19 protein-coding genes and 1 riboswitch are annotated in these 25,189 nt (G+C 55.9%); of the genes, 16 read left to right on the top strand and 3 right to left on the bottom strand.

Going from position 1 to position 25,189, the window contains the following annotated elements; translation table 11 throughout:
- Positions 1-85: 85 nt before the first annotated feature.
- From sgrR to thiQ, 4 genes are all read left to right on the top strand, one after another.
- Positions 86-1,741 carry an HTH-type transcriptional regulator SgrR gene (gene sgrR / locus DBY68_RS08765; protein WP_108475527.1) on the top strand — a complete coding sequence of 552 codons (1,656 nt, stop codon included), beginning with the start codon at positions 86-88 and terminating at the stop codon, positions 1,739-1,741.
- Between the two features lie 36 nt (positions 1,742-1,777).
- Positions 1,778-1,997, top strand: a riboswitch (TPP riboswitch).
- Positions 1,998-2,027: 30 nt separating this feature from the next.
- Complete coding sequence (gene thiB / locus DBY68_RS08760) at positions 2,028-3,011, top strand: thiamine ABC transporter substrate binding subunit (RefSeq protein WP_108475587.1); 984 nt, start codon at positions 2,028-2,030, stop codon at positions 3,009-3,011.
- A complete protein-coding gene (thiP, locus tag DBY68_RS08755; protein ID WP_108475526.1) occupies positions 2,987-4,597 on the top strand; it encodes a thiamine/thiamine pyrophosphate ABC transporter permease ThiP in 1,611 nt (536 codons plus the stop codon). Before thiB ends, thiP begins: the two co-directional genes overlap by 25 nt.
- Positions 4,581-5,297 (top strand): thiamine ABC transporter ATP-binding protein ThiQ, encoded by a 717-nt coding sequence (thiQ, locus tag DBY68_RS08750; protein WP_108475525.1) that lies wholly within the window; start codon positions 4,581-4,583, stop codon positions 5,295-5,297. Before thiP ends, thiQ begins: the two co-directional genes overlap by 17 nt.
- Here thiQ and DBY68_RS08745 read toward each other — a convergent pair.
- Both DBY68_RS08745 and araC read right to left on the bottom strand, forming a co-directional pair.
- On the bottom strand, positions 5,294-6,061 hold the full coding sequence (locus DBY68_RS08745) for a DedA family protein (protein WP_108475524.1): 768 nt from the start codon (positions 6,059-6,061) through the stop codon (positions 5,294-5,296). The genes thiQ and DBY68_RS08745 overlap by 4 nt on opposite strands.
- Before the next feature lie 129 nt (positions 6,062-6,190).
- Entirely contained in the window at positions 6,191-7,036 is an 846-nt protein-coding gene (gene araC / locus DBY68_RS08740) for an arabinose operon transcriptional regulator AraC (RefSeq protein ID WP_108475523.1), read from the bottom strand.
- 338 nt (positions 7,037-7,374) lie between these two features.
- Here araC and araB point away from each other — a divergent pair, with 338 nt between their 5' ends.
- The 7 genes from araB (at position 7,375) to rluA (ending at position 18,197) form a co-directional block, all read left to right on the top strand.
- Positions 7,375-9,084, top strand: a complete 1,710-nt coding sequence (gene araB, locus DBY68_RS08730; RefSeq protein ID WP_108475521.1) for a ribulokinase — start codon at positions 7,375-7,377, stop codon at positions 9,082-9,084.
- A gap of 10 nt (positions 9,085-9,094) precedes the next feature.
- Positions 9,095-10,597, top strand: coding sequence for an L-arabinose isomerase (gene araA / locus DBY68_RS08725; protein WP_108475520.1), 1,503 nt, complete (start codon positions 9,095-9,097; stop codon positions 10,595-10,597).
- A 99-nt stretch (positions 10,598-10,696) separates the two neighbouring features.
- A complete protein-coding gene (araD, locus tag DBY68_RS08720) occupies positions 10,697-11,392 on the top strand; it encodes an L-ribulose-5-phosphate 4-epimerase (RefSeq protein ID WP_108475519.1) in 696 nt (231 codons plus the stop codon).
- 217 nt (positions 11,393-11,609) lie between these two features.
- Positions 11,610-12,047 carry a hypothetical protein gene (locus tag DBY68_RS08715; protein ID WP_146745445.1) on the top strand — a complete coding sequence of 146 codons (438 nt, stop codon included), beginning with the start codon at positions 11,610-11,612 and terminating at the stop codon, positions 12,045-12,047.
- 81 nt (positions 12,048-12,128) lie between these two features.
- The gene (gene polB / locus DBY68_RS08710; RefSeq protein ID WP_108475517.1) at positions 12,129-14,486 is read left to right on the top strand and encodes a DNA polymerase II; all 2,358 of its coding nucleotides are present in this window, start codon (positions 12,129-12,131) and stop codon (positions 14,484-14,486) included.
- Between the two features lie 132 nt (positions 14,487-14,618).
- On the top strand, positions 14,619-17,525 hold the full coding sequence (gene rapA, locus DBY68_RS08705) for an RNA polymerase-associated protein RapA (protein WP_108475516.1): 2,907 nt from the start codon (positions 14,619-14,621) through the stop codon (positions 17,523-17,525).
- A gap of 12 nt (positions 17,526-17,537) precedes the next feature.
- The gene (rluA, locus tag DBY68_RS08700) at positions 17,538-18,197 is read left to right on the top strand and encodes a bifunctional tRNA pseudouridine(32) synthase/23S rRNA pseudouridine(746) synthase RluA (protein WP_108475515.1); all 660 of its coding nucleotides are present in this window, start codon (positions 17,538-17,540) and stop codon (positions 18,195-18,197) included.
- 109 nt (positions 18,198-18,306) lie between these two features.
- On the opposite strand, the gene djlA is transcribed toward rluA, so the two are convergent.
- Complete coding sequence (gene djlA / locus DBY68_RS08695; protein WP_108475514.1) at positions 18,307-19,125, bottom strand: co-chaperone DjlA; 819 nt, start codon at positions 19,123-19,125, stop codon at positions 18,307-18,309.
- Between the two features lie 184 nt (positions 19,126-19,309).
- Here djlA and lptD point away from each other — a divergent pair, with 184 nt between their 5' ends.
- From lptD to apaG, 5 genes are read left to right on the top strand one after another with little or no spacing between them, the layout of a single operon-like run.
- Positions 19,310-21,652 carry an LPS assembly protein LptD gene (lptD, locus tag DBY68_RS08690; protein ID WP_108475513.1) on the top strand — a complete coding sequence of 781 codons (2,343 nt, stop codon included), beginning with the start codon at positions 19,310-19,312 and terminating at the stop codon, positions 21,650-21,652.
- Between the two features lie 56 nt (positions 21,653-21,708).
- Positions 21,709-22,995 carry a peptidylprolyl isomerase SurA gene (gene surA, locus DBY68_RS08685; protein ID WP_108475512.1) on the top strand — a complete coding sequence of 429 codons (1,287 nt, stop codon included), beginning with the start codon at positions 21,709-21,711 and terminating at the stop codon, positions 22,993-22,995.
- On the top strand, positions 22,995-23,984 hold the full coding sequence (gene pdxA / locus DBY68_RS08680; RefSeq protein ID WP_108475511.1) for a 4-hydroxythreonine-4-phosphate dehydrogenase PdxA: 990 nt from the start codon (positions 22,995-22,997) through the stop codon (positions 23,982-23,984). The genes surA and pdxA overlap by 1 nt, the downstream gene beginning before the upstream one ends.
- Complete coding sequence (gene rsmA / locus DBY68_RS08675; RefSeq protein WP_108475510.1) at positions 23,981-24,802, top strand: 16S rRNA (adenine(1518)-N(6)/adenine(1519)-N(6))-dimethyltransferase RsmA; 822 nt, start codon at positions 23,981-23,983, stop codon at positions 24,800-24,802. The genes pdxA and rsmA overlap by 4 nt, the downstream gene beginning before the upstream one ends.
- Positions 24,803-24,805: 3 nt before the next feature.
- A complete protein-coding gene (apaG, locus tag DBY68_RS08670; protein WP_108475509.1) occupies positions 24,806-25,183 on the top strand; it encodes a Co2+/Mg2+ efflux protein ApaG in 378 nt (125 codons plus the stop codon).
- The last annotated feature ends 6 nt before the right edge of the window (positions 25,184-25,189 follow it).

The following is a 25,189-nucleotide window of genomic DNA, read 5'->3' as shown; positions in this document are numbered from 1 at the left end:
TCACCTCCCCGCTTCATCGAGATTGATTATTGGCTTAATATAGGGATTAATAAATTGCTGAGTTTTTATCAGGAGTTCCTCTTTTATGCCTTCTGGTCGACTGCAACAACAATTCATCCGTCTGTGGCAATGCTGCGACGGCAAAGCGCAGGAAACGACGCTAAACGAACTGGCGGAGCTACTGAGTTGCTCGCGTCGCCATATGCGAACCCTGTTAAACACCATGGAAGCGCGCGGCTGGCTGACCTGGGAAGCCGAGGCCGGGCGGGGTAAACGTTCGCGTTTAACCTTCCTTTATACTGGTCTGGCGCTTCAGCAGCAGCGGGCGGAAGACCTGCTGGAGCAGGATCGTATCGACCAACTGGTGCAACTGGTTGGCGACAAGTCAACGGTGCGACAGATGCTGGTTTCCCACCTGGGCCGCAGCTTCCGGCAGGGGCGGCACATTCTGCGTGTGCTCTACTATCGCCCGATGCAAAATTTGTTGCCCGGCACGGCGTTGCGCCGCTCTGAAACCCATATCGCGCGACAAATTTTCAGTGCCCTGACCCGCATAAATGAGGAAAACGGGGAACTGGAAGCCGATATTGCGCACCACTGGAAGGAAATTTCCCCCGTGCACTGGCGCTTTTATTTGCGTCCCGGCATTCATTTCCATCATGGGCGCGAACTGGAAATGGAAGACATCATCCATTCGCTGGAACGCATTAACGGACAGCCGCTCTATTCTCATATCACTCAAATAGTGTCACCCACCGCATGGACGCTGGATATCCATCTCTCCCACGCAGACCGCTGGCTGCCGTGGCTGCTCGGCCATACTCCGGCAATGATCCTGCCGCACGAGTGGTCATCCATGCCGCATTTCTCCCGCCAGCCCGTGGGCACCGGCCCTTACGCGGTGGTGCGCAATAACCAGAATCAGCTAAAAATCCACGCCTTCGAAGACTATTTCGGTTTTCGCGCATTAATAGATGAAGTGAATGTTTGGGTATTACCTGACGTTGCGGAAGATCTCAGTTGCGGCCTGACGTTACAGGGCACGACCCAGAGCGAAGAAGCCGTCGAAAGCCGCCTTGAAGAGGGCTGCTACTATCTGCTGTTTGACGCCCGCTCATCGCGCGGAGCCAATCAACACGTGCGTCAGTGGTTAAGCCACGTGCTGGCCCCGGCGAATCTGCTCTATCACGCCAGCGAACAGTACCAACAGTACTGGTTCCCGGCCTACGGCCTGCTGCCGCGCTGGCACCACGCACACAGTAAAACCCACGAAAAACCCGCCGGGCTGGAGCGCATCACCATCGGTTTCTATCGCGACCACGTCGAACATAAAGTCATTGCCCGCATCATGGCGCAGTTGCTGGCTGAACATCAGGTCACACTTGAAGTTAACGAAGTGGACTATGAACAGTGGCATAGCGGCGAAATGGTCAGCGATGTGTGGCTGAACAGCGCTAACTTTACCCTGCCGCTCGATTTTTCGCTGTTTGCGCATCTCTGCGAAGTGCCGCTGCTTCAGCGCTGCATCGCGCGCGACTGGCAGGCAGATATTCGACAGTGGCATGCAGGCGAACTGGATCTCCCCACCTGGTGCAAGCAGTTGCTGGAGCAGCAGGCGATTGTGCCGCTTATCCACCACTGGTTGCGCATTCAGGGGCAACGCAGTATGCGCGGCGTGCGCATGAACACCCTGGGCTGGTTCGACTTTAAATCCGCGTGGTTCGCCCCGCCGGATCCATAGCGCTTTTGATTTATTCACGTAATCATTACAATAGCGAGCTACTCAACGGGGTGCATAAAAACAGACACTAAATCATGTGAGTGGCATCAAGGCGGCAAGCGAGTGAATCCCCAGGAGCATAGATAACTATGTGACTGGGGTGAAGGAGCGCAGCCAACGCCGAGGCCACTCGCAGGATGACGTGTCTGAGCTGAGATTAAACCCGTCGAACCTGATCCGGATAACGCCGGCGGAGGGATTTGAGGCCAACTCAAAATCCTTTGCCACCTGCTTACTGAGGTGCAAAGTGTTAAAAAAATGTCTGCCGCTGCTGGCGCTTCTCGCCATGCCAGCTTTCGCCAAACCGGTGCTCACGGTTTACACCTATGACTCCTTCGCCGCCGACTGGGGCCCTGGCCCGGTGGTGAAAAAAGCCTTTGAAGCCGACTGTGACTGCGAGCTGAAATTCGTGGCACTGGAAGATGGCGTCTCGCTGCTTAACCGCCTGCGCATGGAAGGGAAAAAGAGCAAAGCCGACGTGGTGCTGGGGCTCGATAACAATCTGCTGCAAGCCGCCAGCCAGACAAACCTGTTCGCCAAAAGTGGCGTTCCGGCAAGCGCCGTCACCGTGCCCGGCGGCTGGGAAGATGACACCTTTGTTCCCTTCGACTACGGCTATTTCGCCTTCGTTTACGATAAAAACAAACTGAAGAACCCGCCGAAAAGCCTGAAAGAGCTGGTTGAAAGCGACCAGAAATGGCGCGTGATATACCAGGACCCACGCACCAGCACCCCGGGCCTTGGCCTGCTGTTGTGGATGCAAAAAGTGTATGGCGATAAAACAGCCGAAGCCTGGCAAAAACTGGCGGCGAAAACCGTCACCGTCACCAAAGGGTGGAGCGAAGCCTATGGTTTGTTCCTGAAAGGCGAAAGTGACCTGGTGCTGAGCTACACCACCTCTCCGGCGTATCACATTATCGAAGAGAAAAAAGATAACTACGCCGCGGCTGCATTCGCCGAGGGGCATTATTTGCAGGTAGAAGTGGCGGCGCGCACCGCCGCCAGCAAACAGCCTGAATTAGCCGAGAAGTTCCTGAAATTTATGGTCTCTCCGGCATTCCAGCAGGCTATCCCAACGGGCAACTGGATGTATCCGGTGGCTGACGTGACGCTGCCCGCAGGCTTTGAGTCGCTCGCTAAACCAGAAACGGCTCTGGAATTTACCCCGCAGGAGGTCGCCGCGCAGCGTCAGAACTGGATCGCGACATGGCAACGCGCCGTCAGCCGCTAATTCCCGGCTGGATTTGGCCAGGCGTGACGGCGGCGACGCTTATCGTCGCCGTGGCGCTGGCCGCCTTTCTCGCTCTCTGGTTAAGCGCACCGGATGCCAGCTGGCGCACGTTGCTGGCGGACAGTTATCTCTGGCATGTCGTGCGTTTCTCCTTCTGGCAGGCGTTTCTTTCTGCGCTACTGTCGGTTGTGCCCGGGATTTTCCTCGCCCGCGCGCTCTATCGCCGTCGCTTCCCAGGCCGCGAAACCTTGCTGCGCCTGTGCGCCATGACGCTGATTTTGCCCGTTCTGGTCGCGGTATTCGGCATTCTTAGCGTTTACGGGCGTCAGGGCTGGCTGGCGCAGCTTTTTGCATCACTCGGGCTGGAGTGGCATTTCTCGCCTTATGGATTGCAGGGCATACTGCTGGCGCATGTGTTCTTCAATATGCCGATGGCGACCCGCCTGCTGCTTCAGGCGCTTGAGCAAATCCCCGGTGAACAACGTCAGCTTGCCGCCCAGCTTGGGATGCGCGGTTTTAACTTCTTCCGTTTCGTTGAATGGCCGTGGCTGCGCCGGCAAATTCTGCCCATCAGCGCGCTCATTTTTATGCTCTGCTTCGCAAGCTTCGCCACCGTGCTTTCACTGGGCGGCGGGCCGAAAGCCACCACCATTGAACTCGCCATCTATCAGGCGCTCAATTTTGATTACGATCCGGCGCGAGCCGCGATGCTGGCGCTAATCCAGATGGCATGCTGCCTGACGCTGGTGCTGGTTAGCCAGCGCCTGAGCAAGGCGATTGCCGTCGGTACTACGCAAATGCAGGGCTGGCGCGACCCGGACGATCGTCTGCACAGCCGCCTTAGCGATGGCCTGCTGATTACGCTGGCCCTGTTATTGATGCTGCCGCCGCTGCTGGCGGTACTGGTCGATGGCGTCAACCCGGCGATGCTCAACGCCCTGTTACAACCACCGCTCTGGCAGGCCCTGTGGACTTCGCTGCGCATCGCCCTCGCCGCTGGCGTACTCAGCGTAGTGCTGACCATGATGCTGCTGTGGAGCAGCCGCGAACTGCGTGCGCGTAACGCGCCGCTTGCCGGGCAGACGCTCGAACTGAGCGGCATGTTGATTCTTGCCATGCCGGGGATTGTGCTGGCGACCGGCTTTTTCCTGCTGCTGAATAACACTATTGGGCTGCCCGATTCCGCCGACGGCATCGTGATTTTCGCCAATGCGCTGATGGCCATCCCCTACGCGCTAAAAGTGCTGGAAACGCCGATGCGCGATATCACCGCACGTTATACACCGCTGTGTGAGTCGCTGGGGCTGACCGGATTGAATCGCCTGAAGGTGGTGGAACTGCGCGCGCTAAAACGCCCTTTGGCTCAGGCGCTGGCTTTCGCCTGCGTCCTGTCGATTGGCGATTTCGGCGTGGTGGCGCTGTTTGGCAATGACGATTTCCGCACGCTACCGTTTTATCTTTATCAGCAAATTGGCTCTTATCGCAGCCAGGATGGCGCGGTGACCGCCCTGCTGCTGTTGCTGCTCTGTTTCCTGCTTTTTACCGTGATTGAAAAACTACCGGGGCGCCATGCTAAAACTCAATGATGTGACCTGGCTTTATCAGCATTTGCCGATGCGCTTTAGTCTCTCCGTGGCGCAGGGCGAGCTCATCGCCATACTGGGGCCAAGCGGGGCGGGGAAAAGTACGCTGCTGAATCTGGTTGCCGGTTTTCTGACACCTGCCAGCGGTGAAATTGTGATTAACGGCGAGATGCATTCCCACACGCCGCCCGCGCGTCGCCCGGTATCGATGTTATTTCAGGAAAATAACCTGTTCAGCCACCTGAGCGTGCAGCAAAACATCGGGCTGGGGATGTCGCCCTCGCTGAAACTGAACGATGCGCAAAAGCAGAAATTGCAGGCTATCGCTCAGCAGATGGGGCTTGAGTCGATGCTGGCGCGCCTGCCTGGTGAACTCTCTGGCGGCCAGCGTCAGCGTGTCGCACTGGCGCGTTGTCTGGTGCGTGAGCAGCCGATTTTGCTGCTGGATGAACCTTTTTCCGCGCTCGACCCGGCGCTGCGCCAGGAGATGCTGCAACGGGTGAAAACGGTATGCGAACGCGAGCAAATCACGCTGCTAATGGTGTCGCACAGTGTGGAAGATGCGGCGCGAATTGCCCCGCGTGCGATTGTGGTTGCCGACGGGCGCATTGCCTGGGATGGCGAGACCGCAGAGTTATTAAGCGGTCATGCCAGCGCATCGCATTTACTCGGCATCGCTGCGCCATCCGGCAAACTGCGCTAAAGGCCAACCACCTTACGCAAAATATCGATGTAAACGGGCATCAACGGATGACGTATAGCCGCCACCAGCGCCACGACGCCCACCCCGAGCATCAGCGGGGCTACCCACAATAAACGCTGGCGCGGCAGGTAAACGGTCAGACGATCTTTTGCTGCTTTACCACTGCGCCATAGGCGCCAGCACAACCACGCGGCAATCCACAGTAGCAGCGCCGTACCAAGCAGCAGCCACTTAAAGCCGCCGCTCTGCATATCCGCAGGAATATCAATCGCGGCCCCCGCCAGAATTCCTGGCAGGAAGTAAATTGGCGGCCAGAGCAGGCAACCAATAATATTCGGCGGAATAAACTTCGATACCGGCAGGTCAAGCATCCCGGCAACCATCGGTACAACCGGGCGCGTTGGCCCGACAAAGCGCCCGACCAGAATGGTGAACATGCTGTGCTGATGCAATGCGTGCTCGGTTTTATCGAGCAACGCCTTGTTCTTTTTCATAAACGACCAGCGATGCAGCGGCTTCTTAAAGCGCCAGCCGAGCCAGAAGGAGATCCAGTCCCCCAGCAAACAACCGACGATACCGACCAGCCACGCCTGCCAGAAATTAACCTCGCCGCTGCCAATCAGTGCGCCCAGGCCCGCCATCATCACCGTTCCCGGTAAAATCAGACCGACCAGCGCTAATGATTCCAGAAAAGCCACCAGCCCCACCGCAATCAGCGAGTAAGTGGTTGACTGGGTAATAAAATGTTCCAGCAGTTCTTGCATAGTGTGCCCGGTTTGAAAACGAATCGGGGATTCTCAGGATCCCGCCCGCATTCGTCAAGCCATCAATTGTCTGAATAGTTTACTGGCAATGACGCTTTCCGACACACCGCCTTTCCTTTTCTTTACTTTTTATTCACAACCCGCACGGAATTCACTCGGGCTGGCGCCAGTGCATTTCTTAAAGACGCGAGAAAAATAGAGCTGATCTTCAAAACCAACGTTGCGCCCCACGGTAGCAATCGGCATACGCGTAGTGCTGAGCAGTAACTTCGCCTGGCTGATGCGTTGATCTTCGCGCCAGCTCAGTACGCTCACACCAAGCTGCTGACGGAACAGATGTGACAGGCGCGACGGCGACAAACACACATGCTGGGCGACGCTCGCGATATCAAAATGGCTATCGGCCAGGTGATCGCTAATGTACTGGCAGGCATCGCGTACCCGGTTATCCATCGGCGGATGCAGCGATTCATTAATGGCCTCCATCCGTCGCAGCAGAAGCTGTTCCAGCAGGTTGATCGCCAGCAATTCTGAATAGCGTCCGACGCCCTGCCCGGCATCAATAATTTGCCCAAACAGCGCGGAGATTGATGCCTGATGCGTTTCATCCGGACGGAAAAAACCGGTTTGCGCAAATATGGTCGGCCAGTTCAGCCATTCATGCCAGTAAGCGCGGGGGCGGAAATAAACCCACTGGTGATACCATTCACTGGCGTCAGGATGACGACCGTAGTGATGAATTTCACCTGGCGGAAAGAGCAGCATATCGCCTTCGCGACAAATAAACTGTTGCCCCTGATTTTCAATCACCCCTTCCCCTTTCACCGTCAGGTTAAGGATAAATCCCTTCATGCCCAGCGGCCGGTCGATAAAGAAATCGAGATAGCCGCCGGCATCAATCGGCGTCAGCCCGGCGACCAGGTGCGCGTTAAAGGAGTAACCCGGCAGCAGGGGATCGTTTTGCAATTCAGGCATTTTTAGTTCGCCCTCCGCATGTTGTGAAGAAACCAATTATCCATATTCATGTTTTCACCCCTCCCGGCGACCTGTGCAAACCATCACCGCTCACGATAAACATTTAACCCCGCGACAAGCCGCGATTTTGATAACAATTCCGCGAACCGTACGGTTTCTGGCGTGTAACAGAAGTGTCTATAAAGACGGCAGAAAAGTCCACATTGAATATTTGCACAGCGTCACACTTTGGGATGTGACAGCAAAATTATCCATAAGATTAGCGGTTCCTGCCTGACGATTTTTCCGGGCGATCGCTAGTGTTAACCCATCCTGTTTTATTACGATGGAGTGACACGATGGCAATCGCAATTGGCCTCGATTTTGGCAGCGACTCAGTGCGAGCCCTGGCAGTGGAGTGCGCGAATGGCGAAGAGATCGCCACCAGCGTTGAATGGTATCCGCGCTGGCAGGAGGGCCGCTTCTGCGACGCCCCGAATAACCGTTTTCGCCACCACCCGCGCGACTACATGGAGTCGATGGAAGCCGCGCTGAAAAGCGTGCTGGCACAGCTCACCGACGCCCAACGGGCCGACGTGGTCGGAATTGGCGTTGACAGCACCGGTTCAACCCCTGCGCCAATTGACGCCGACGGCAACGTACTGGCGCTGCGCGACGAATTCGCCGAAAACCCGAACGCCATGTTCGTGCTGTGGAAAGACCACACCGCCGTGGAAGAAGCCGAAGCCATCACTCGCCTGTGTCATCAGCCGGGCAAAGAAGACTACTCGCGCTACATTGGCGGCATCTACTCCAGCGAATGGTTCTGGGCGAAAATCCTGCACGTCACTCGCGAAGACCGCGCAGTCGCGCAGGCTGCCGCGTCGTGGATTGAGCTGTGCGACTGGGTTCCGGGGCTGCTTTCCGGCACTACGCGCCCGCAGGATATTCGCCGTGGCCGCTGTAGCGCCGGGCATAAATCCCTGTGGCATGAGAGCTGGGGCGGCCTGCCACCGGCATCATTCTTTGATGAACTCGACCCCATCCTCAACCAGCATCTTCCCTGCCCGCTCTTTACCGATACCCTGACCGCCGACGTTCCGGTGGGTACGCTGACCGCTGAATGGGCACAGCGTCTGGGGCTGTCTGAAAAAGTGGTGATTTCCGGTGGCGCATTTGACTGCCATATGGGCGCTGTCGGCGCGGGCGCACAGCCTAACGCGCTGGTAAAAGTTATCGGTACCTCCACCTGCGACATTCTTGTCGCAGAGAAAGAGAGCGTGGGCGATCGCACAGTGAAAGGCATTTGCGGTCAGGTTGACGGCAGCGTGGTGCCTGATTTTATTGGCATGGAAGCGGGCCAGTCGGCGTTTGGCGATATCTATGCGTGGTTTGGCCGTGTACTGGGCTGGCCGCTGGAGCAACTTGCCGCTCAGCATCCTGAACTGAAAACCCAGATTAAAGAGAGCCAGAAACAGTTGCTGCCTGCGCTGACCGAAGCCTGGGCCAACAATCCGTCTCTCGATCATTTACCCGTCGTGCTGGACTGGTTTAACGGTCGCCGTACGCCAAACGCTAACCAGCGTCTGAAGGGGGTGATCACCGACCTGAACCTGGCCACCGACGCACCGGCGCTGTTTGGCGGGCTAATTGCCGCCACCGCCTTTGGCGCGCGCGCCATTATGGAGTGCTTCACCCGCCAGGGTATCCCGGTAAATAACGTGATGGCGCTGGGCGGCATCGCGCGTAAAAACCGCGTCATCATGCAGGCCTGCTGCGACGTCCTCAACCGTCCGTTGCAGATTGTCGCTTCTGACCAGTGCTGCGCGCTGGGCGCCGCCATCTTCGCCGCCGTCGCCGCAGGTGTTTACCGCGATATCCCTGCCGCTCAGGCGTTGATGGCCAGCCGTGTCGAAAGCACCCTCCAGCCACGCCCACAGCAGGCGCAGCGCTTTGAAGAGCTTTATCAGCGCTACCAGCAATGGGCGCTGAGCGCCGAACAACACTATCTCCCTGTCGCTGCGCCATCGGCTACCGCGCCGTCCGCCACAGCAGCGCTGACTCATTAAGGATACGACGATGACCATTTTTAATAATTATGAAGTCTGGTTTGTGATTGGCAGCCAGCACCTTTACGGGCCGGAAGCACTGCGCCAGGTAACACAGCACGCGGAACAGGTGGTTAATGCCCTGAATGCGGAAGCGAAACTGCTGTGCAAACTGGTGCTGAAACCGCTGGGTACGCGCCCAGATGAGATCACCGCGATTTGCCGTGATGCCAACTACGACGACAAATGTGCGGGCATGGTGGTGTGGCTGCACACCTTCTCGCCGGCGAAAATGTGGATCAACGGCCTGACTATCCTCAATAAACCGCTGCTGCAATTTCATACCCAGTTCAATGCCTCCCTGCCGTGGGACAGCATCGATATGGACTTTATGAACCTGAACCAGACCGCGCACGGCGGCCGCGAATTCGGCTTTATCGGCGCGCGTATGCGTCAGCAGCACAGCGTGGTAACCGGTCACTGGCAGGATAAAAACGCGCACGAACGTATCGGTTCGTGGATGCGTCAGGCGGTTTCTAAGCAAGATACCCGTCACCTGAAAGTGTGCCGCTTTGGCGACAACATGCGTGAAGTGGCCGTCACCGACGGCGATAAAGTAGCGGCACAAATTAAGTTTGGTTTCTCCGTCAATACCTGGGCGGTGGGCGACCTGGTGCAGGTGGTCAACGCGGTGAGCGATGGCGATATCAACGCACTGGTCGACGAATACGAAAGCAGCTACCGCCTGACACCTGCCGCGCAAATCAACGGCGACAAACGCCAGAATGTGCTGGACGCCGCGCGTATTGAGCTTGGGATGAAGCGCTTCCTCGAAGAGGGAGGGTTCCATGCTTTCACAACCACATTTGAAGATCTCCACGGCCTGAAACAGCTTCCGGGCCTGGCGGTACAACGTCTGATGCAGCAGGGCTATGGCTTTGCGGGCGAAGGCGACTGGAAAACCGCCGCTCTGCTTCGCATCATGAAGGTGATGTCAACCGGTCTGCAGGGCGGCACCTCCTTTATGGAGGATTACACCTACCACTTCGACAACGGCAACGACCTGGTGCTCGGCTCGCACATGCTGGAAGTGTGCCCGTCGATCGCCGTGGAAGAGAAACCGATCCTCGATGTGCAGCCGCTGGGTATCGGTGGCAAAGCCGATCCGGCTCGTTTGATCTTCAACACCCAAACCGGCCCGGCGATTGTCGCAAGCCTGGTGGATCTGGGCGATCGTTTCCGTCTGCTGGTCAACACCATCGAAACGGTAGCAACCCCGCACGATCTGCCGAAATTGCCGGTCGCTAACGCCCTGTGGAAAGCGCAGCCGGATCTGCAAACTGCTTCCGAAGCGTGGATCATCGGCGGCGGCGCGCACCATACCGTGTTCAGCCACGCCCTGACGCTGGACGATATGCGCCAGTTCGCTGAGCTGCACGGTATCGAGATTACGGTTATCGACAACGACACCCGCCTGCCCGCGTTTAAAGACGCGCTGCGCTGGAACGAGGTTTATTACGGATTACGTCGTTAACACTCTCACCCCGGCCCTCTCCCCACACCCGCACAGTCTGTCCCCTCTCCCTCAAGGAGAGGGTTAGGGTGAGGGTAAAAGGCACTATCAGGAGCCAACATGTTAGAAGATCTCAAACGCCAGGTGCTCGACGCTAACCTGGCGCTGCCAAAACATAACCTGGTCACCCTCACCTGGGGCAACGTCAGCGCCGTCGATCGGGAGAAAGGTGTTTTTGTGATTAAACCTTCCGGCGTCGATTACAGCGTAATGACCGCCGACGATATGGTGGTGGTCAGCATCGCCACCGGCGAGGTGGTGGAAGGCAACAAAAAACCGTCTTCCGACACCCCAACGCATCGCCTGCTCTACCAGGCATTTCCCACCATCGGCGGCATTGTGCACACCCACTCCCGTCACGCCACCATCTGGGCGCAGGCGGGGCAAGCCATACCTGCGACCGGCACCACTCACGCAGACTATTTCTATGGCACCATTCCCTGCACACGCAAAATGACCGATGCGGAAATCAATGGCGAGTACGAATGGGAAACCGGTAACGTGATTGTCGAAACCTTTGAAAAACAGGGCATCGACGCCGCGCAAATGCCGGGCGTGCTGGTACATTCCCACGGCCCGTTCGCGTGGGGGAAAAACGCGGAAGACGCAGTACATAACGCCATCGTGCTGGAAGAAGTGGCCTATATGGGGATCTTCTGCCGCCAGCTTGCCCCGCAATTGCCGGACATGCAGCAAACGCTGCTGGATAAGCACTATCTGCGTAAGCATGGCGCGAAGGCGTATTACGGGCAATAACAAGAAGAGGGTCTGGAAACAGACCTTCTTTTATTTTTACTCTGCTTAAAACCGCTCTTTAACTTTATTTAAAGGCACGCTATTTTATCCATCCTTAAAAATAAGCATTCATTCATATTAAGAATGAATCAGGATAAATAACGTGCCCCCTGAAATTAAATATTCTCTGAATAAAAAATTAATCTTTCGTATTGTGCTAGAAGACAACTTTTTTATTGTGGCAACCATCCCTGTCAGCCTGCTGATTCTACTGATTTTTTCAATGTTTATCGGCGTACCGTTTCTCTCCATGGCCTTAGGCGCGCTTGGCGTGACGTTGGTGGCAGAGTTGCTGTTAGCCCTGGCAATATTTCTTTATTCTCACTGGATAAAATCAAGAACGCCGTCACAGATTGTGCTCAATGCAGATGCCATCACCCTTGATAATAAAACCTGGCAGTGGGCAAGCATTGAAAGCATAAAACTCACACCTAATATTTACCCGATGAATAAAAAATACCATCTGGCGATCACGGACCACGCAGGGAAGAAAACCACCTGGTTTCTGGGATATGGGCACGGTACAAAGTGGGTGATTTTTTCCGAATACCAGTCGCTGTGTGAGCAGGTGGCGTTTTTCTGCGAAAGCGAGCCGGGCAAATTTCAGTCCTATTGAAAACGCACCTGTACAAAAAACCAGTTAAAAGCAATAAAACCAGGTTATAATCAGCGCTTATTCATCAGGTGAGAAACACGTGTGGCGCAGGCGCAAGCTGGCTTTATCTTAACCCGCCACTGGCGGGACACTCCCCAGGGGACAGAAGTCACCTTCTGGCTGGCGACGGATGCCGGCCCGCTCGCCGTGACGCTGCCACCGCAGGAGTCGGTCGCCTTTATTCCGGAAGCGCAACGCGCGCAGGCGGAGCGCCTGTTACAGGGTGAGCGCGATGCCCGCCTTGCTCCTCTGACCTTAAAAGATTTTCACCGCCAGCCGGTATTCGGCCTCTACTGCCGCTCTCATCGCCAGTTGATGCGCCTCGATAAACTGCTGCGCGAAAACGGCATCACCGTTTATGAAGCCGACATTCGCCCGCCGGAACGCTATCTCATGGAACGCTTTATCACCGCACCGGTGTGGTTCGATGGCGACGCGCGCGGTCATGGTCTGGTGAATGCACGGCTAAAACCTCATGACACCTATCGCCCGACGCTGAAGTGGGCCTCTATCGATATCGAAACGACCCGCCACGGCGAGCTGTATTGCATCGGCATTGAAGGTTGCGGTCAGCGCGTGGTCTACATGCTCGGCCCGGCCAACGGTGAAGCCTCGGAAATAGATTTTGAACTGGAGTATGTCGCCAGCCGCCCGCAACTTTTAGAAAAACTCAATGCCTGGTTCGCTCAGCACGACCCGGATGTGATCATCGGCTGGAACGTGGTGCAGTTCGATTTACGCGTGCTGCAAAAACACGCCGAGCGCTACCGTATTCCGCTGATGCTGGGCCGTGGCAATAGCGAGCTGGAGTGGCGCGAACACGGGTTTAAGAATGGCATATTCTTCGCTCAAGCCAACGGGCGATTGATTCTCGATGGCATTGAAGCACTGAAGTCTGCGTTCTGGAACTTTTCTTCATTTTCACTGGAAGCGGTAGCGCAGGAGCTGTTAGGTGAAGGTAAGGCGATTGATAATCCGTGGGATCGTATGGACGAAATTGACCGCCGTTTCGCCGAAGATAAGCCCGCACTGGCAAAATATAACCTCAAAGACTGCGAACTGGTGACACAAATCTTCCACAAAACGGAGATCATGCCGTTCCTGCTGGAACGCGCTACCGTCAACGGTCTGGCGGTCGACCGCCACGGTGGTTCTGTCGCCGCCTTCTGCCACCTCTATTTTCCGCGTATGCATCGTCTGGGATACGTCGCGCCCAATTTAGGCGAAGTACCGCCACAGGCGAGCCCCGGCGGCTACGTGATGGACTCGCGCCCCGGTTTGTACGATTCGGTGCTGGTGCTCGATTATAAAAGCCTGTATCCGTCGATTATCCGTTCATTTTTGATTGACCCGGTTGGGCTGGTTGAAGGTATGAATCAGCCGGATACAAAACACAGCACCGAAGGTTTTCTCGGTGCCTGGTTCTCGCGTGAAAAACACTGCTTGCCGGGGATCGTCGGCCAAATCTGGCACGCTCGCGATGACGCCAAACAGCATAAAAACAAACCGCTCTCGCAGGCGCTGAAGATCATCATGAACGCGTTTTACGGCGTGCTCGGCACCAGCGCCTGTCGCTTTTTCGATCCGCGCCTGGCGTCGTCGATCACCATGCGCGGGCACGCGATCATGCGCCAGACCAAAGCGCTAATTGAATCCAAAGGTTACGACGTGATCTACGGCGATACGGACTCGACCTTTGTGTGGCTTAAAAAAGCACATGATGAAAACGCCGCGGCGAAAATTGGCCGCGATCTCGTTGAGTTTGTAAACCAGTGGTGGGCCGATGAGCTCCAAAAATCGGGCTTAACCAGCGCGCTGGAGCTGGAGTTTGAAACTCACTTTTGTCGCTTCCTGATGCCAACCATTCGCGGCGCCGACACGGGCAGTAAAAAACGCTACGCAGGTATGATTCAGGCAGGCAATGAACAAAGAATGCTTTATAAGGGCCTTGAAACAGTGCGCACCGACTGGACGCCGCTGGCACAACAGTTCCAGCAGGAGCTCTATCTGCGTATCTTCCGCAACGAGCCTTACCGCGACTACATTCTTGAAACCATCGATAACCTGATGTCGGGCAAACTCGACAGTAAACTGGTCTATCGCAAGCGCCTGCGCCGTCCGCTGGCTGACTATCAGCGCAACGTGCCGCCGCATGTGCGCGCCGCGCGTCTGGCGGACGAACACAACGCGCGTTTGGGCCGCCCGCTGCAGTATCAGCAGCGCGGCAGCATCAAATATGTCTGGACCACCAGCGGCCCGGAACCGCTGGATTATCAACAGTCGCCGCTCGATTACGAGCACTATCTGACGAAACAATTAGCGCCTGTCGCCGAAGGAATTCTCCCCTTTGTCGACGACGATTTTGCTACAATAGTGACGGGGCAACTGGGGCTATTTTGACAGGTGACTAACGCCGCGCCATCCAGTACCATAGCGCCCTTTCCATTCCTGGACCTCATTCATTCGCCGCCTCTCCTTCAGGCGGTGGATGGGTATTGCCTGCAATTTACAAAGAGATAGAGCCGAACACTTATGCCTTTTACACTTGGTCAACGCTGGATCAGCGATACAGAAAGCGAACTGGGACTTGGTACTGTAGTTGCAATGGATGCACGCACCGTCACCCTGCTCTTTCCGGCGACCGGAGAGAACCGTCTGTATGCTCGTAGCGACTCCCCCGTGACCCGCGTGATGTTCAATCCTGGCGACACGATCACAAGCCATGATGGCTGGCAGTTGCACGTTGATGAAGTTATTGAAGAAAAAGGCCTGCTGGCCTACGTCGGCACCCGTCTGGATACCGAAGAAGCCAATGTGGTGCTGCGTGAAGTACTGCTCGACAGCAAACTGGTTTTCAGTAAACCACAAGACCGCCTGTTTGCCGGGCAAATCGACCGTATGGATCGCTTTGCCCTGCGCTACCGTGCGCGTAAATATCAGAGCGAGCAGTACCGCATGCCTTACAGCGGCCTGCGTGGGCAGCGTACCAGCCTGATCCCTCACCAGCTCAACATCGCCCACGATGTGGGCCGTCGCCACGCACCGCGCGTGCTGTTGGCCGATGAAGTGGGTTTGGGGAAAACCATCGAAGCCGGGATGATCCTGCATCAACAGTTGCTTTCAGGCGCCGCTCAGCGCGTGCTGATCATCGTGCCGGAAACCCTCCAGCACCAGTGGCTGGTTGAGATGCTGCGCCGCTTCAACCTGCGCTTTGCGCTGTTTGACGATGAGCGCTATGCCGAAGCGCAGCACGACGCCTATAACCCGTTTGAAACCGAACAACTGGTCATTTGCTCGCTGGACTTCGTGCGCCGCAACAAGCAACGCCTGGAGCACCTGTGCGACGCCGAGTGGGACATCATGGTGGTCGATGAAGCGCATCACCTGGTGTGGAGCGAAGACGCGCCAAGCCGTGAATATCAGTGCATTGAACAACTGGCGGAACGCGTGCCGGGCGTTCTGCTGCTGACCGCAACGCCGGAACAGCTGGGGATGGAGAGCCACTTTGCCCGACTGCGCCTGCTCGACCCGAACCGCTTCCACGATTTTGAGCAGTTTGTCGAAGAACAGAAAAACTATCGCCCGGTGGCCGACGCGGTCGCGCTACTGCTGGCGGGCAACAAACTCAGCAACGACGAGTTGAACACGCTGGGCGAACTGATTGGCGAGCAGGATATCGAAGCCCTGCTGCAAACGGCGAACAGCGACCGCGACGGTGCAGAAGCCGCGCGCCAGGAACTGATCAGCATGCTGATGGATCGCCACGGCACCAGCCGCGTGCTGTTCCGTAACACCCGTAACGGCGTGAAGGGCTTCCCAAAACGCGAGCTGCACACCATTAAACTGCCGTTGCCGACACAGTATCAAACCGCGATTAAAGTCTCCGGCATTATGGGCGCGCGCAAAAGTGCGGAAGAACGCGCTCGCGATATGCTTTATCCGGAGCAGATTTATCAGGAATTTGAAGGGGATACTGGCACCTGGTGGAACTTCGATCCGCGTGTGGAATGGCTGATGGGTTACCTGACCAGCCACCGCTCACAGAAGGTGCTGGTAATTTGCGCCAAAGCCGCCACCGCGCTGCAACTGGAACAGGTTCTGCGCGAGCGCGAAGGCATTCGCGCCGCCGTGTTCCACGAAGGGATGTCGATTATCGAACGCGATCGCGCAGCGGCCTGGTTTGCTGAAGAAGACAGCGGCGCGCAGGTGCTGCTGTGCTCTGAAATCGGTTCAGAAGGCCGTAACTTTCAGTTTGCCAGCAATCTGGTGATGTTCGACCTGCCGTTCAACCCGGATCTGCTGGAGCAGCGTATTGGTCGTCTGGACCGTATTGGTCAGGCGCACGATATTCAGATCCACGTGCCATATCTGGAACGCACCGCGCAGTCCGTGCTGGTGCGCTGGTTCCATGAAGGTCTGGACGCGTTCGAGCATACCTGCCCGACGGGCCGCACCATCTATGACAGCGTGCACGATCAGTTGATCAACTACTTAGCCGCGCCGGAAAACACTGACGGCTTTGACGAGCTGATTAAAACCTGTCGCGAACAGCATGACGCGCTGAAAGCGCAGCTGGAACAGGGCCGCGACCGTCTGCTGGAAATCCATTCTAACGGCGGCGAGAAAGCGCAGGCGCTGGCCGAGAGCATTGAAGAGCAGGATGACGATACCAATCTGATCGCCTTTGCCATGAACCTGTTTGATATCGTGGGCATCAACCAGGACGATCGCGGGGAAAACCTGATTGTCCTGACCCCATCCGACCACATGCTGGTACCGGATTTCCCGGGCCTGCCGGAAGATGGCTGCACCGTCACCTTCGAGCGTGACATTGCACTTTCTCGTGAAGACGCGCAGTTCCTCACCTGGGAGCACCCGATTATCCACAACGGCCTGGATCTGATCCTCTCCGGCGATACGGGCAGCAGCACCATTTCCCTGCTGAAAAACAAAGCGTTGCCGGTTGGAACGCTGCTGGTTGAACTGATTTACGTCGTGGAAGCCAATGCGCCGAAAGAACTGCAGCTCAATCGCTTCCTGCCGCCAACGCCGGTGCGCATGCTGCTGGATAAAAACGGCAACAATCTGGCGGCTCAGGTCGAGTTTGAAACCTTTAACCGTCAGCTTAGCGCGGTAAACCGCCACACGGGCAGCAAGCTGGTCAATGCCGTACAGCAGGACGTTCACGCGATTCTGCAACTGGGCGAAGGCCAGATTGCCAAAGCCGCGCAGGCGCTGATTGATTCGGCGCGCAGTGAAGCAGATGAAAAACTGAGTGCCGAACTATCGCGTCTTGAAGCCCTGAAAGCGGTCAACCCGAACATTCGTGATGACGAGCTTTCCGCTATCGAAAGCAACCGCCAGCAGGTGATGGAAAGCCTGTCACAGGCTGCCTGGCGTCTGGATGCGCTGCGCCTGATCGTCGTGACGCACCAGTAACAGGAGCCCGCTATGGGAATGGAAAACTACAATCCGCCGCAGGATCCGTGGCTGGTTATTCTCTATCAGGACGAGCACATTATGGTGGTCAACAAGCCGAGCGGCTTGTTGTCCGTGCCGGGTCGTCAGGAAGAGCATAAAGACAGCGTGATGCTGCGTGTGCAGCGCGACTATCCGCAGGCCGAATCCGTCCATCGACTGGATATGGCAACCAGCGGCGTCATTGTGGTGGCCCTGACCAAAGCGGCTGAGCGTGAGCTTAAACGTCAGTTCCGCGAACGCGAGCCGAAAAAGCAGTACGTGGCGCGCGTTTGGGGACATCCGAAGCCGGAAGAGGGTCTGGTGGATTTACCGCTGATTTGCGACTGGCCGAATCGGCCTAAGCAGAAGGTGTGTTATGAAACCGGCAAAGCGGCGCAGACCGAGTATGAAGTGCTGGAGTACGCGGACGACAATACCGCTCGCGTGTTGCTAAAGCCGATTACCGGGCGCTCGCACCAGTTGCGCGTGCATATGCTGGCGTTAGGGCATCCCATTCTGGGCGACCGCTTTTACGCAACACCCGAAGCACTGGCGATGGCTCCGCGTCTGTTGCTACATGCGCAGACGCTGACGATTACGCATCCGGCGTTTGGCAACAGTATGACGTTTAAAGCGCCGGTGGATTTTTGAGGCCTCTGCGGGCTGAGGCCCTCTCCCACAGGGAGAGGGAGAAAACCGCACCGTCTGTTCCCTCTCCCTGTGGGAGAGGGTTAGGGTGAGGGGCTCCCACCACACAATCTTACTTAAACCCTTTCTGTTCCTTAATCAGCTCGTACGCACTCTGAATTTCCTGCGCTTTTTGCTTCGCCATCTCCATCATTTCCGGCGGTAAACCTTTCGCCACCAGTTTATCCGGATGATGTTCGCTCATCAGCTTGCGGTACGCACGTTTAATGGTCGTCGCATCGTCAGTGCTTTTCACGCCGAGCACATTGCAGGCATCTTCCAGCGTCGGGCCGCGCTGCGCCTGTTGCCAGCCGCCTGCGCCCTGAGATTGCTGCTGATAACCGCCGCCAAACTGCGCCCCGCCCTGCATCATGCGCAGGAACTGATCGAACTGCGCGCGTGAAATCCCGAGTTCTTCGGCAATCACATACAGCACATCACGTTCATTCGGATGCAATGAACCGTCGGCAAATGCCGCCTGAATCTGAATTTCAAGAAACATCCTAATCAGATCGAAACGACCAAAGCAGACGCTACGGAACTGACGCATTTTTTCGCGCAGCGGGTAGTTATCTGATTTGCCCACACGAAACGCTTGCTGCGCTGCGGTACGCGATGCACCGTGCAGATTCATTCTGTCCATCAACAGGCTGGCGATATGAATATCCGCCTCCGTAACACGCCCTTTCGATTTGGTCAGGTGGCCCATGACTTCAAAGGTGGTGGAAAAGAAGAGGGACTGACGCTCCTGTTGATTCGCAAACCAGTTCATCCGGCGGCTACGCGCCTTATCAAACATGTGTCCCACGAGTAAACCGAGGACGACGCCCCAGAACCCGCCACCCATCATTAAGGCGATGGCCACACCAATCACTTTACCCCAATACTGCATATACTCCCCAAATCGTCATGCCAGCGGCTAAAATATGCATTATCATACCCGTCATTCAATGCCGTGCCTAACACCTCTGGCCGGGACGGGCAGGATAAGTACTAGCGTCAAGCCGTTGAGTACGTTAGTCTCTGACCGTTTGCAAGCCGCAATGCTATAGATGACGGAACAACAAATACAACGTATGAAAAAACGTATTCCCACCCTCCTGGCGACGATGATTGCCAGTGCCTTGTACAGCCAGCAGGGCATGGCTGCCGATCTCGCTTCGCAATGTATGCTAGGCGTGCCGAGCTACGACCGTCCATTAGTGAAAGGCGAGACCAACGATCTGCCTGTCACCATTAACGCCGATCACGCAAAAGGGAATTACCCTGATAACGCGGTGTTTACGGGCAATGTCGATATCAACCAGGGAAATAGCCGCTTGCAGGCAGATGAAGTTCAGCTTCATCAAAAACAGCCTGAAGGCCAGACTGCGCCCGTGCGCACGGTTGATGCCCTCGGTAATGTACACTATGACGATAACCAGGTGATCCTGAAAGGTCCGAAAGCCTGGTCGAATCTCAATACCAAAGATACCAACGTCTGGGAAGGTGATTACCAGATGGTGGGTCGCCAGGGCCGCGGAACAGCGGATCTGATGAAACAGCGCGGCGAAAACCGTTATACCATTCTCGAAAACGGTACCTTCACGTCATGTCTGCCGGGTTCTAATACCTGGAGCGTTGTTGGTTCTGAAGTTATTCAGGACCGTGAAGAAGAAGTTGCGGAAATCTGGAACGCCCGTTTTAAAGTGGGCCCGGTTCCGATTTTTTATAGCCCTTATTTACAGTTACCGATCGGCGATAAGCGTCGTTCCGGCTTCCTGATCCCCAATGCACGGTACAGCACCAAGAACTACTTTGAGTTCTACTTGCCGTACTACTGGAACATCGCGCCGAACATGGATGCGACCATCACGCCGCACTATATGCACCGACGTGGCGGTATCATGTGGGAAAACGAGTTCCGCTATCTGACCAAGGCGGGCGCGGGTTTGATGGAATTCGACTATCTGCCGTCGGATAAAGTCTACAGCGATGAGCACCCGGATGACGATAACAGCCGTCGCTGGATGTTCTACTGGCGTCATGCCGGCGTGCTGGATCAGGTGTGGCGCTTTAACGTCGACTACACCAAAGTCAGCGACCCGAACTATTTCAACGACTTTGATTCCAAGTACGGCTCCAGTACCGACGGCTACGCGACGCAAAAATTCAGCGTTGGCTATGCGGTGCAGAACTTCGACGCCACCGTGTCGACGAAACAGTTCCAGGTCTTCGACCGAAACAGCAGTAACTCTTACTCTGCCGAGCCGCAGCTGGATGTAAACTTCTATCAAAACGATGTGGGGCCGTTCGATACGCATATCTACGGTCAGGCGGTGAATTTTGTAAACACCAATAGCAACAATCCTGAAGCGACGCGTCTGCACCTTGAGCCGACGATAAACCTGCCGCTGTCTAACGGTTGGGGTAGCCTGAATACCGAAGCGAAGCTGTTAGCTACCCATTATCAACAAAAGAATGTTGAAAACACCCGGTACGATGACTCGGTTAACCGTGTGATGCCGCAGTTTAAAGTCGACGGCAAAATGGTGTTTGAGCGCGATATGGACTGGTCTGCGGGTTATACCCAGACGCTGGAACCGCGCGCACAGTACCTCTACGTGCCATATCGCGATCAAAGCAACATCTACAACTACGACTCATCGCTGCTGCAATCCGACTACAGCGGGCTGTTCCGTGACCGTACCTACGGCGGCCTTGACCGCATTGCGTCAGCCAACCAGGTGACGACCGGTCTCACATCTCGCGTTTATGATGAGTCTGCGGTTGAACGTTTTAACGTTTCTATTGGTCAAATCTACTATTTCACCGAGTCTCGTACCGGTGATGATGATGAAACGACCTGGCAAAATGATAACAACACCGGTTCACTGGTGTGGGCGGGAGACACCTATTTACGTCTGACCGACCGTTGGGGCCTGCGTGGCGGCATCCAGTACGATAAACGTCTGGATAACATCTCCACCAGCAGTACTACCCTTGAGTATCGCCGTGACCAGGATCGTTTAGTCCAGCTGAGCTACCGTTATGCCAGCCCGGAATATATCCAGGCGACATTACCGCCTAACTACTCGACGTCAGAGCAGTTTAAGAACGGGATTTCTCAGGTGGGCGGTATAGCCAGTTGGCCGATCGCCGATCGCTGGTCTGTTGTTGGCGCGTACTACTTCGACACCAACAGCCACAAACCGGCCGATCAAATGCTGGGTGTGCAGTATAACTCCTGCTGCTATGCCATCCGTGTTGGCTACGAACGTAAGCTGAACGGCTGGGATAACGAAGGGGCGAAAGATCACGCCGTATACGATAACGTAATCGGCTTTAATATTGAGCTTCGTGGATTGAGTTCGAACTATGGTCTGGGTACCCAGCAAATGCTGCGTTCGAATATTCTGCCGTACCAGAACTCGCTGTAACGACACTGACAGAAACTTAAGCCGCCGAGCGGTTTGTTAATTGAAATGGAAAAAGTATGAAGAACTGGAAAACGCTGCTTCTTGGTATCGCGTTAGTCGCGAATACCAGTTTCGCCGCCCCGCAGGTTGTCGATAAAGTAGCAGCCGTCGTAAACAATGGTGTCGTACTTGAGAGCGACGTCAACGGTCTGATGCAATCCGTCAAACTCAACGCCGGCCAGGCAGGACAACAACTGCCGGACGACGCGACTCTGCGCCACCAGATTCTGGAACGTCTGATCATGGATCAGATCATGTTGCAGATGGGTCAGAAAATGGGCATCAAAATTTCTGACGATCAGTTGGATCAAGCTATCGCCAATATCGCAAAGCAGAACAACATGACAACGGATCAGATGCGCAGCCGTCTGGCTTACGATGGGCTGAACTACAGCACCTATCGTGATCAGATCCGCAAAGAGATGATCATCTCTGAAGTGCGTAACAACGAAGTGCGTCGTCGCGTTTCCGTCCTGCCGCAGGAAGTGGACGCGCTGGCAAGCCAGATTGGCGACCAGAACGATGCCAGCACTGAACTGAATCTGAGTCACATCCTGATCCCGCTGCCGGAAAACCCCTCTTCTGACCAGGTGAACGAAGCACAAAGCCAGGCGGAATCCATCGTTGAGCAGGCGCGCGGCGGTGCGGATTTTGGCAAACTCGCTATCTCCTACTCTGCTGACCAGCAGGCGCTGAAAGGCGGCCAAATGGGTTGGGGGCGTATTCAGGAGCTGCCGGGCATCTTTGCTCAGGCGCTGACTACCGCCAAAAAAGGCGATATCGTTGGCCCGATTCGTTCCGGCGTTGGCTTCCATATCCTGAAAATCAACGATATGCGCGGCGGCTCTCAAAGCATCTCCGTGACCGAAGTGCACTCTCGCCACATTCTGCTGAAACCGTCGCCCATCATGACCGACGAACAGGCACGCGTGAAGCTTGAGCAGGTTGCCGCCGATATTCGTAGCGGTAAAACTACCTTCGATAAAGCGGCAAAAGAGCTGTCTCAGGATCCCGGTTCTGCCAACCAGGGCGGCGATTTAGGTTGGGCAACGCCGGATATGTACGATCCTGCATTCCGCGATGCGCTGATGAAACTGAATAAAGGCCAGATGAGCGCTCCGGTTCACTCCTCTTTCGGCTGGCACTTAATCGAATTGCTGGACACCCGTAAGGTTGACCGCACCGATGCCGCGCAGAAAGACAAAGCCTACCGCATGCTGATGAACCGTAAGTTCTCTGAAGAAGCGGCAACCTGGATGCAGGAACAGCGCGCCAGCGCCTATGTCAAAATTCTGAGCAACTAATGACGACAACCCATCGTGTGGTGATCACGCCCGGCGAACCCGCCGGGATTGGTCCGGATCTGGTTATCCAGCTCGCCCAGCGCGATTGGCCCGTTGAACTGGTGGTGTGCGCCGATGGCGCACTCCTCAGTGAGCGAGCCACGCTTCTCGGCCTTCCGCTTTCTCTTCTGCCTTACTCCCCTAACGAATCCGCCCAACCGCAACGCGCCGGTACGCTCACCCTGTTCTCTGTGCCGCTACGCGCGCCAGTGACGCCTGGCGAGCTTAACGTGCAGAATGGTCACTATGTGGTGGATACGCTGGCACGCGCCTGTGACGGCTGCCTGAGTGGTGAATTTGCCGCTTTGATTACCGGGCCGGTACATAAGGGCATCATTAACGACGCGGGCGTGCCTTTTACCGGGCATACGGAGTTCTTTGAAGAGCGCTCGCACGCGGCGAAAGTGGTGATGATGCTGGCGACGGAAGAACTGCGTGTGGCGCTGGCGACAACACACCTGCCATTAAAGGACGTGAGCGATGCAATCACGGTCGACTTGCTCGACGAAGTGATCACCATTTTGCATCACGACCTGCAAACCAAATTTGGCATCGCCCATCCGCATATTCTGGTGTGCGGCCTCAACCCGCATGCGGGAGAAGGCGGTCATATGGGGACGGAAGAGATAGACACCATTATCCCGGTGCTGAATACGCTGCGCGCGAAAGGCATGAATCTGAGCGGGCCGCTGCCTGCCGATACCCTTTTCCAGCCCAAGTATCTTGATAATGCCGACGCGGTGCTCGCAATGTACCACGATCAGGGCCTACCCGTGCTAAAATACCAGGGCTTTGGCCGTGGCGTGAATATCACCCTCGGTTTACCCTTTATTCGAACCTCTGTTGACCACGGCACAGCCCTTGAACTGGCAGGCCACGGAAAAGCAGAGGTCGGCAGTTTTATTACGGCGCTTAATCTCGCCATCAAAATGATTGTTAACTCTAAATGAATAATCGAGTCCACCAGGGCCACTTAGCCCGTAAACGCTTCGGGCAAAACTTCCTTAACGATCAGTTCGTTATCGACAGCATCGTTTCGGCGATCAATCCGCAAAAAGGCCAGGCGATGGTTGAAATCGGCCCGGGTCTTGCCGCATTGACTGAGCCGGTTGGCGAACGCCTTGACGAACTGACCGTCATCGAACTTGACCGTGACCTTGCCGCACGTCTGAAAACCCACCCGTTCCTGGGGCCAAAGCTGACCATTTATCAGCAGGATGCCATGACCATGAATTTCGGTGAGCTTTCACAAACACTGGGTCAGCCACTGCGCGTCTTCGGCAACCTGCCGTATAACATCTCGACGCCGCTGATGTTCCATCTGTTTAGCTATACTAATGCGATCGCCGACATGCACTTCATGTTGCAAAAAGAGGTGGTTAACCGTCTGGTTGCAGGCCCGAACAGCAAGGCGTATGGTCGTTTAACGGTGATGGCGCAGTATTACTGCCAGGTTATCCCGGTACTCGAAGTGCCGCCGAGCGCCTTTACGCCACCGCCTAAAGTCGATTCCGCCGTCGTGCGTCTGGTGCCGCACAGCACCATGCCGTATCCGGTGAAAGACGTTCGCGTGCTGAGCCGCATCACCACAGAGGCGTTTAACCAGCGTCGTAAAACGATCCGCAACAGTCTCGGCAACCTGTTCAGCGTTGAAGTTCTGACAGAACTGGGCGTCGATCCGACCATGCGGGCAGAAAATATCTCTGTTGCGCAGTACTGCAAGATGGCCAACTATCTGGCAGAGAACGCGCCGCCGAAGGAGAGCTAGACCATGATTGATTCGCCTCGAGTTTGCGTCCAGGTTCAAAGTGTTTACATTGAATCGCAGTCTCGACCGGAAGAAGAGCGTTATGTCTTCGCTTACACGGTAACCATCCGCAACCTCGGGCGAACTCAGGTTCAGCTACTGAGTCGTTACTGGCTTATTACCAACGGTCATGGCCGTGAAACCGAAGTACAAGGCGAGGGCGTCGTTGGCGTCCAGCCGCATATCGCCCCCGGTGACGAATATCAGTACACCAGCGGCGCGGTACTGGAAACCCCGCTTGGCACCATGCAGGGCCACTATGAAATGGTCGATATCGACGGTAATCCGTTCTCTATCGACATTCCCGTATTCCGTCTCTTTGTCCCGACACTAATCCATTAAAAACAC

Source organism: Pseudocitrobacter sp. RIT415 (assembly GCF_003057695.2).
Lineage (GTDB): Bacteria > Pseudomonadota > Gammaproteobacteria > Enterobacterales > Enterobacteriaceae > Pseudocitrobacter > Pseudocitrobacter faecalis.
This window is presented reverse-complemented; position numbering and strand designations above follow the sequence as displayed.

What these genes read in the sequence shown, in the direction of transcription:
- rsmA (WP_108475510.1), top strand. Translation starts at nt 23,981, where the DNA reads ATGAATAATCGAGTCCACCAGGGCCACTTAGCCCGTAAACGCTTCGGG.
- araC (WP_108475523.1), bottom strand. Translation starts at nt 7,036, where the DNA reads ATGCCTGAATTGCAAAACGATCCCCTGCTGCCGGGTTACTCCTTTAAC.
- surA (WP_108475512.1), top strand. Translation starts at nt 21,709, where the DNA reads ATGAAGAACTGGAAAACGCTGCTTCTTGGTATCGCGTTAGTCGCGAAT.
- lptD (WP_108475513.1), top strand. Translation starts at nt 19,310, where the DNA reads ATGAAAAAACGTATTCCCACCCTCCTGGCGACGATGATTGCCAGTGCC.
- sgrR (WP_108475527.1), top strand. Translation starts at nt 86, where the DNA reads ATGCCTTCTGGTCGACTGCAACAACAATTCATCCGTCTGTGGCAATGC.
- araD (WP_108475519.1), top strand. Translation starts at nt 10,697, where the DNA reads ATGTTAGAAGATCTCAAACGCCAGGTGCTCGACGCTAACCTGGCGCTG.
- apaG (WP_108475509.1), top strand. Translation starts at nt 24,806, where the DNA reads ATGATTGATTCGCCTCGAGTTTGCGTCCAGGTTCAAAGTGTTTACATT.
- rapA (WP_108475516.1), top strand. Translation starts at nt 14,619, where the DNA reads ATGCCTTTTACACTTGGTCAACGCTGGATCAGCGATACAGAAAGCGAA.
- djlA (WP_108475514.1), bottom strand. Translation starts at nt 19,125, where the DNA reads ATGCAGTATTGGGGTAAAGTGATTGGTGTGGCCATCGCCTTAATGATG.
- araB (WP_108475521.1), top strand. Translation starts at nt 7,375, where the DNA reads ATGGCAATCGCAATTGGCCTCGATTTTGGCAGCGACTCAGTGCGAGCC.
- thiQ (WP_108475525.1), top strand. Translation starts at nt 4,581, where the DNA reads ATGCTAAAACTCAATGATGTGACCTGGCTTTATCAGCATTTGCCGATG.
- rluA (WP_108475515.1), top strand. Translation starts at nt 17,538, where the DNA reads ATGGGAATGGAAAACTACAATCCGCCGCAGGATCCGTGGCTGGTTATT.
- araA (WP_108475520.1), top strand. Translation starts at nt 9,095, where the DNA reads ATGACCATTTTTAATAATTATGAAGTCTGGTTTGTGATTGGCAGCCAG.
- DBY68_RS08745 (WP_108475524.1), bottom strand. Translation starts at nt 6,061, where the DNA reads ATGCAAGAACTGCTGGAACATTTTATTACCCAGTCAACCACTTACTCG.
- pdxA (WP_108475511.1), top strand. Translation starts at nt 22,995, where the DNA reads ATGACGACAACCCATCGTGTGGTGATCACGCCCGGCGAACCCGCCGGG.
- thiP (WP_108475526.1), top strand. Translation starts at nt 2,987, where the DNA reads ATGGCAACGCGCCGTCAGCCGCTAATTCCCGGCTGGATTTGGCCAGGC.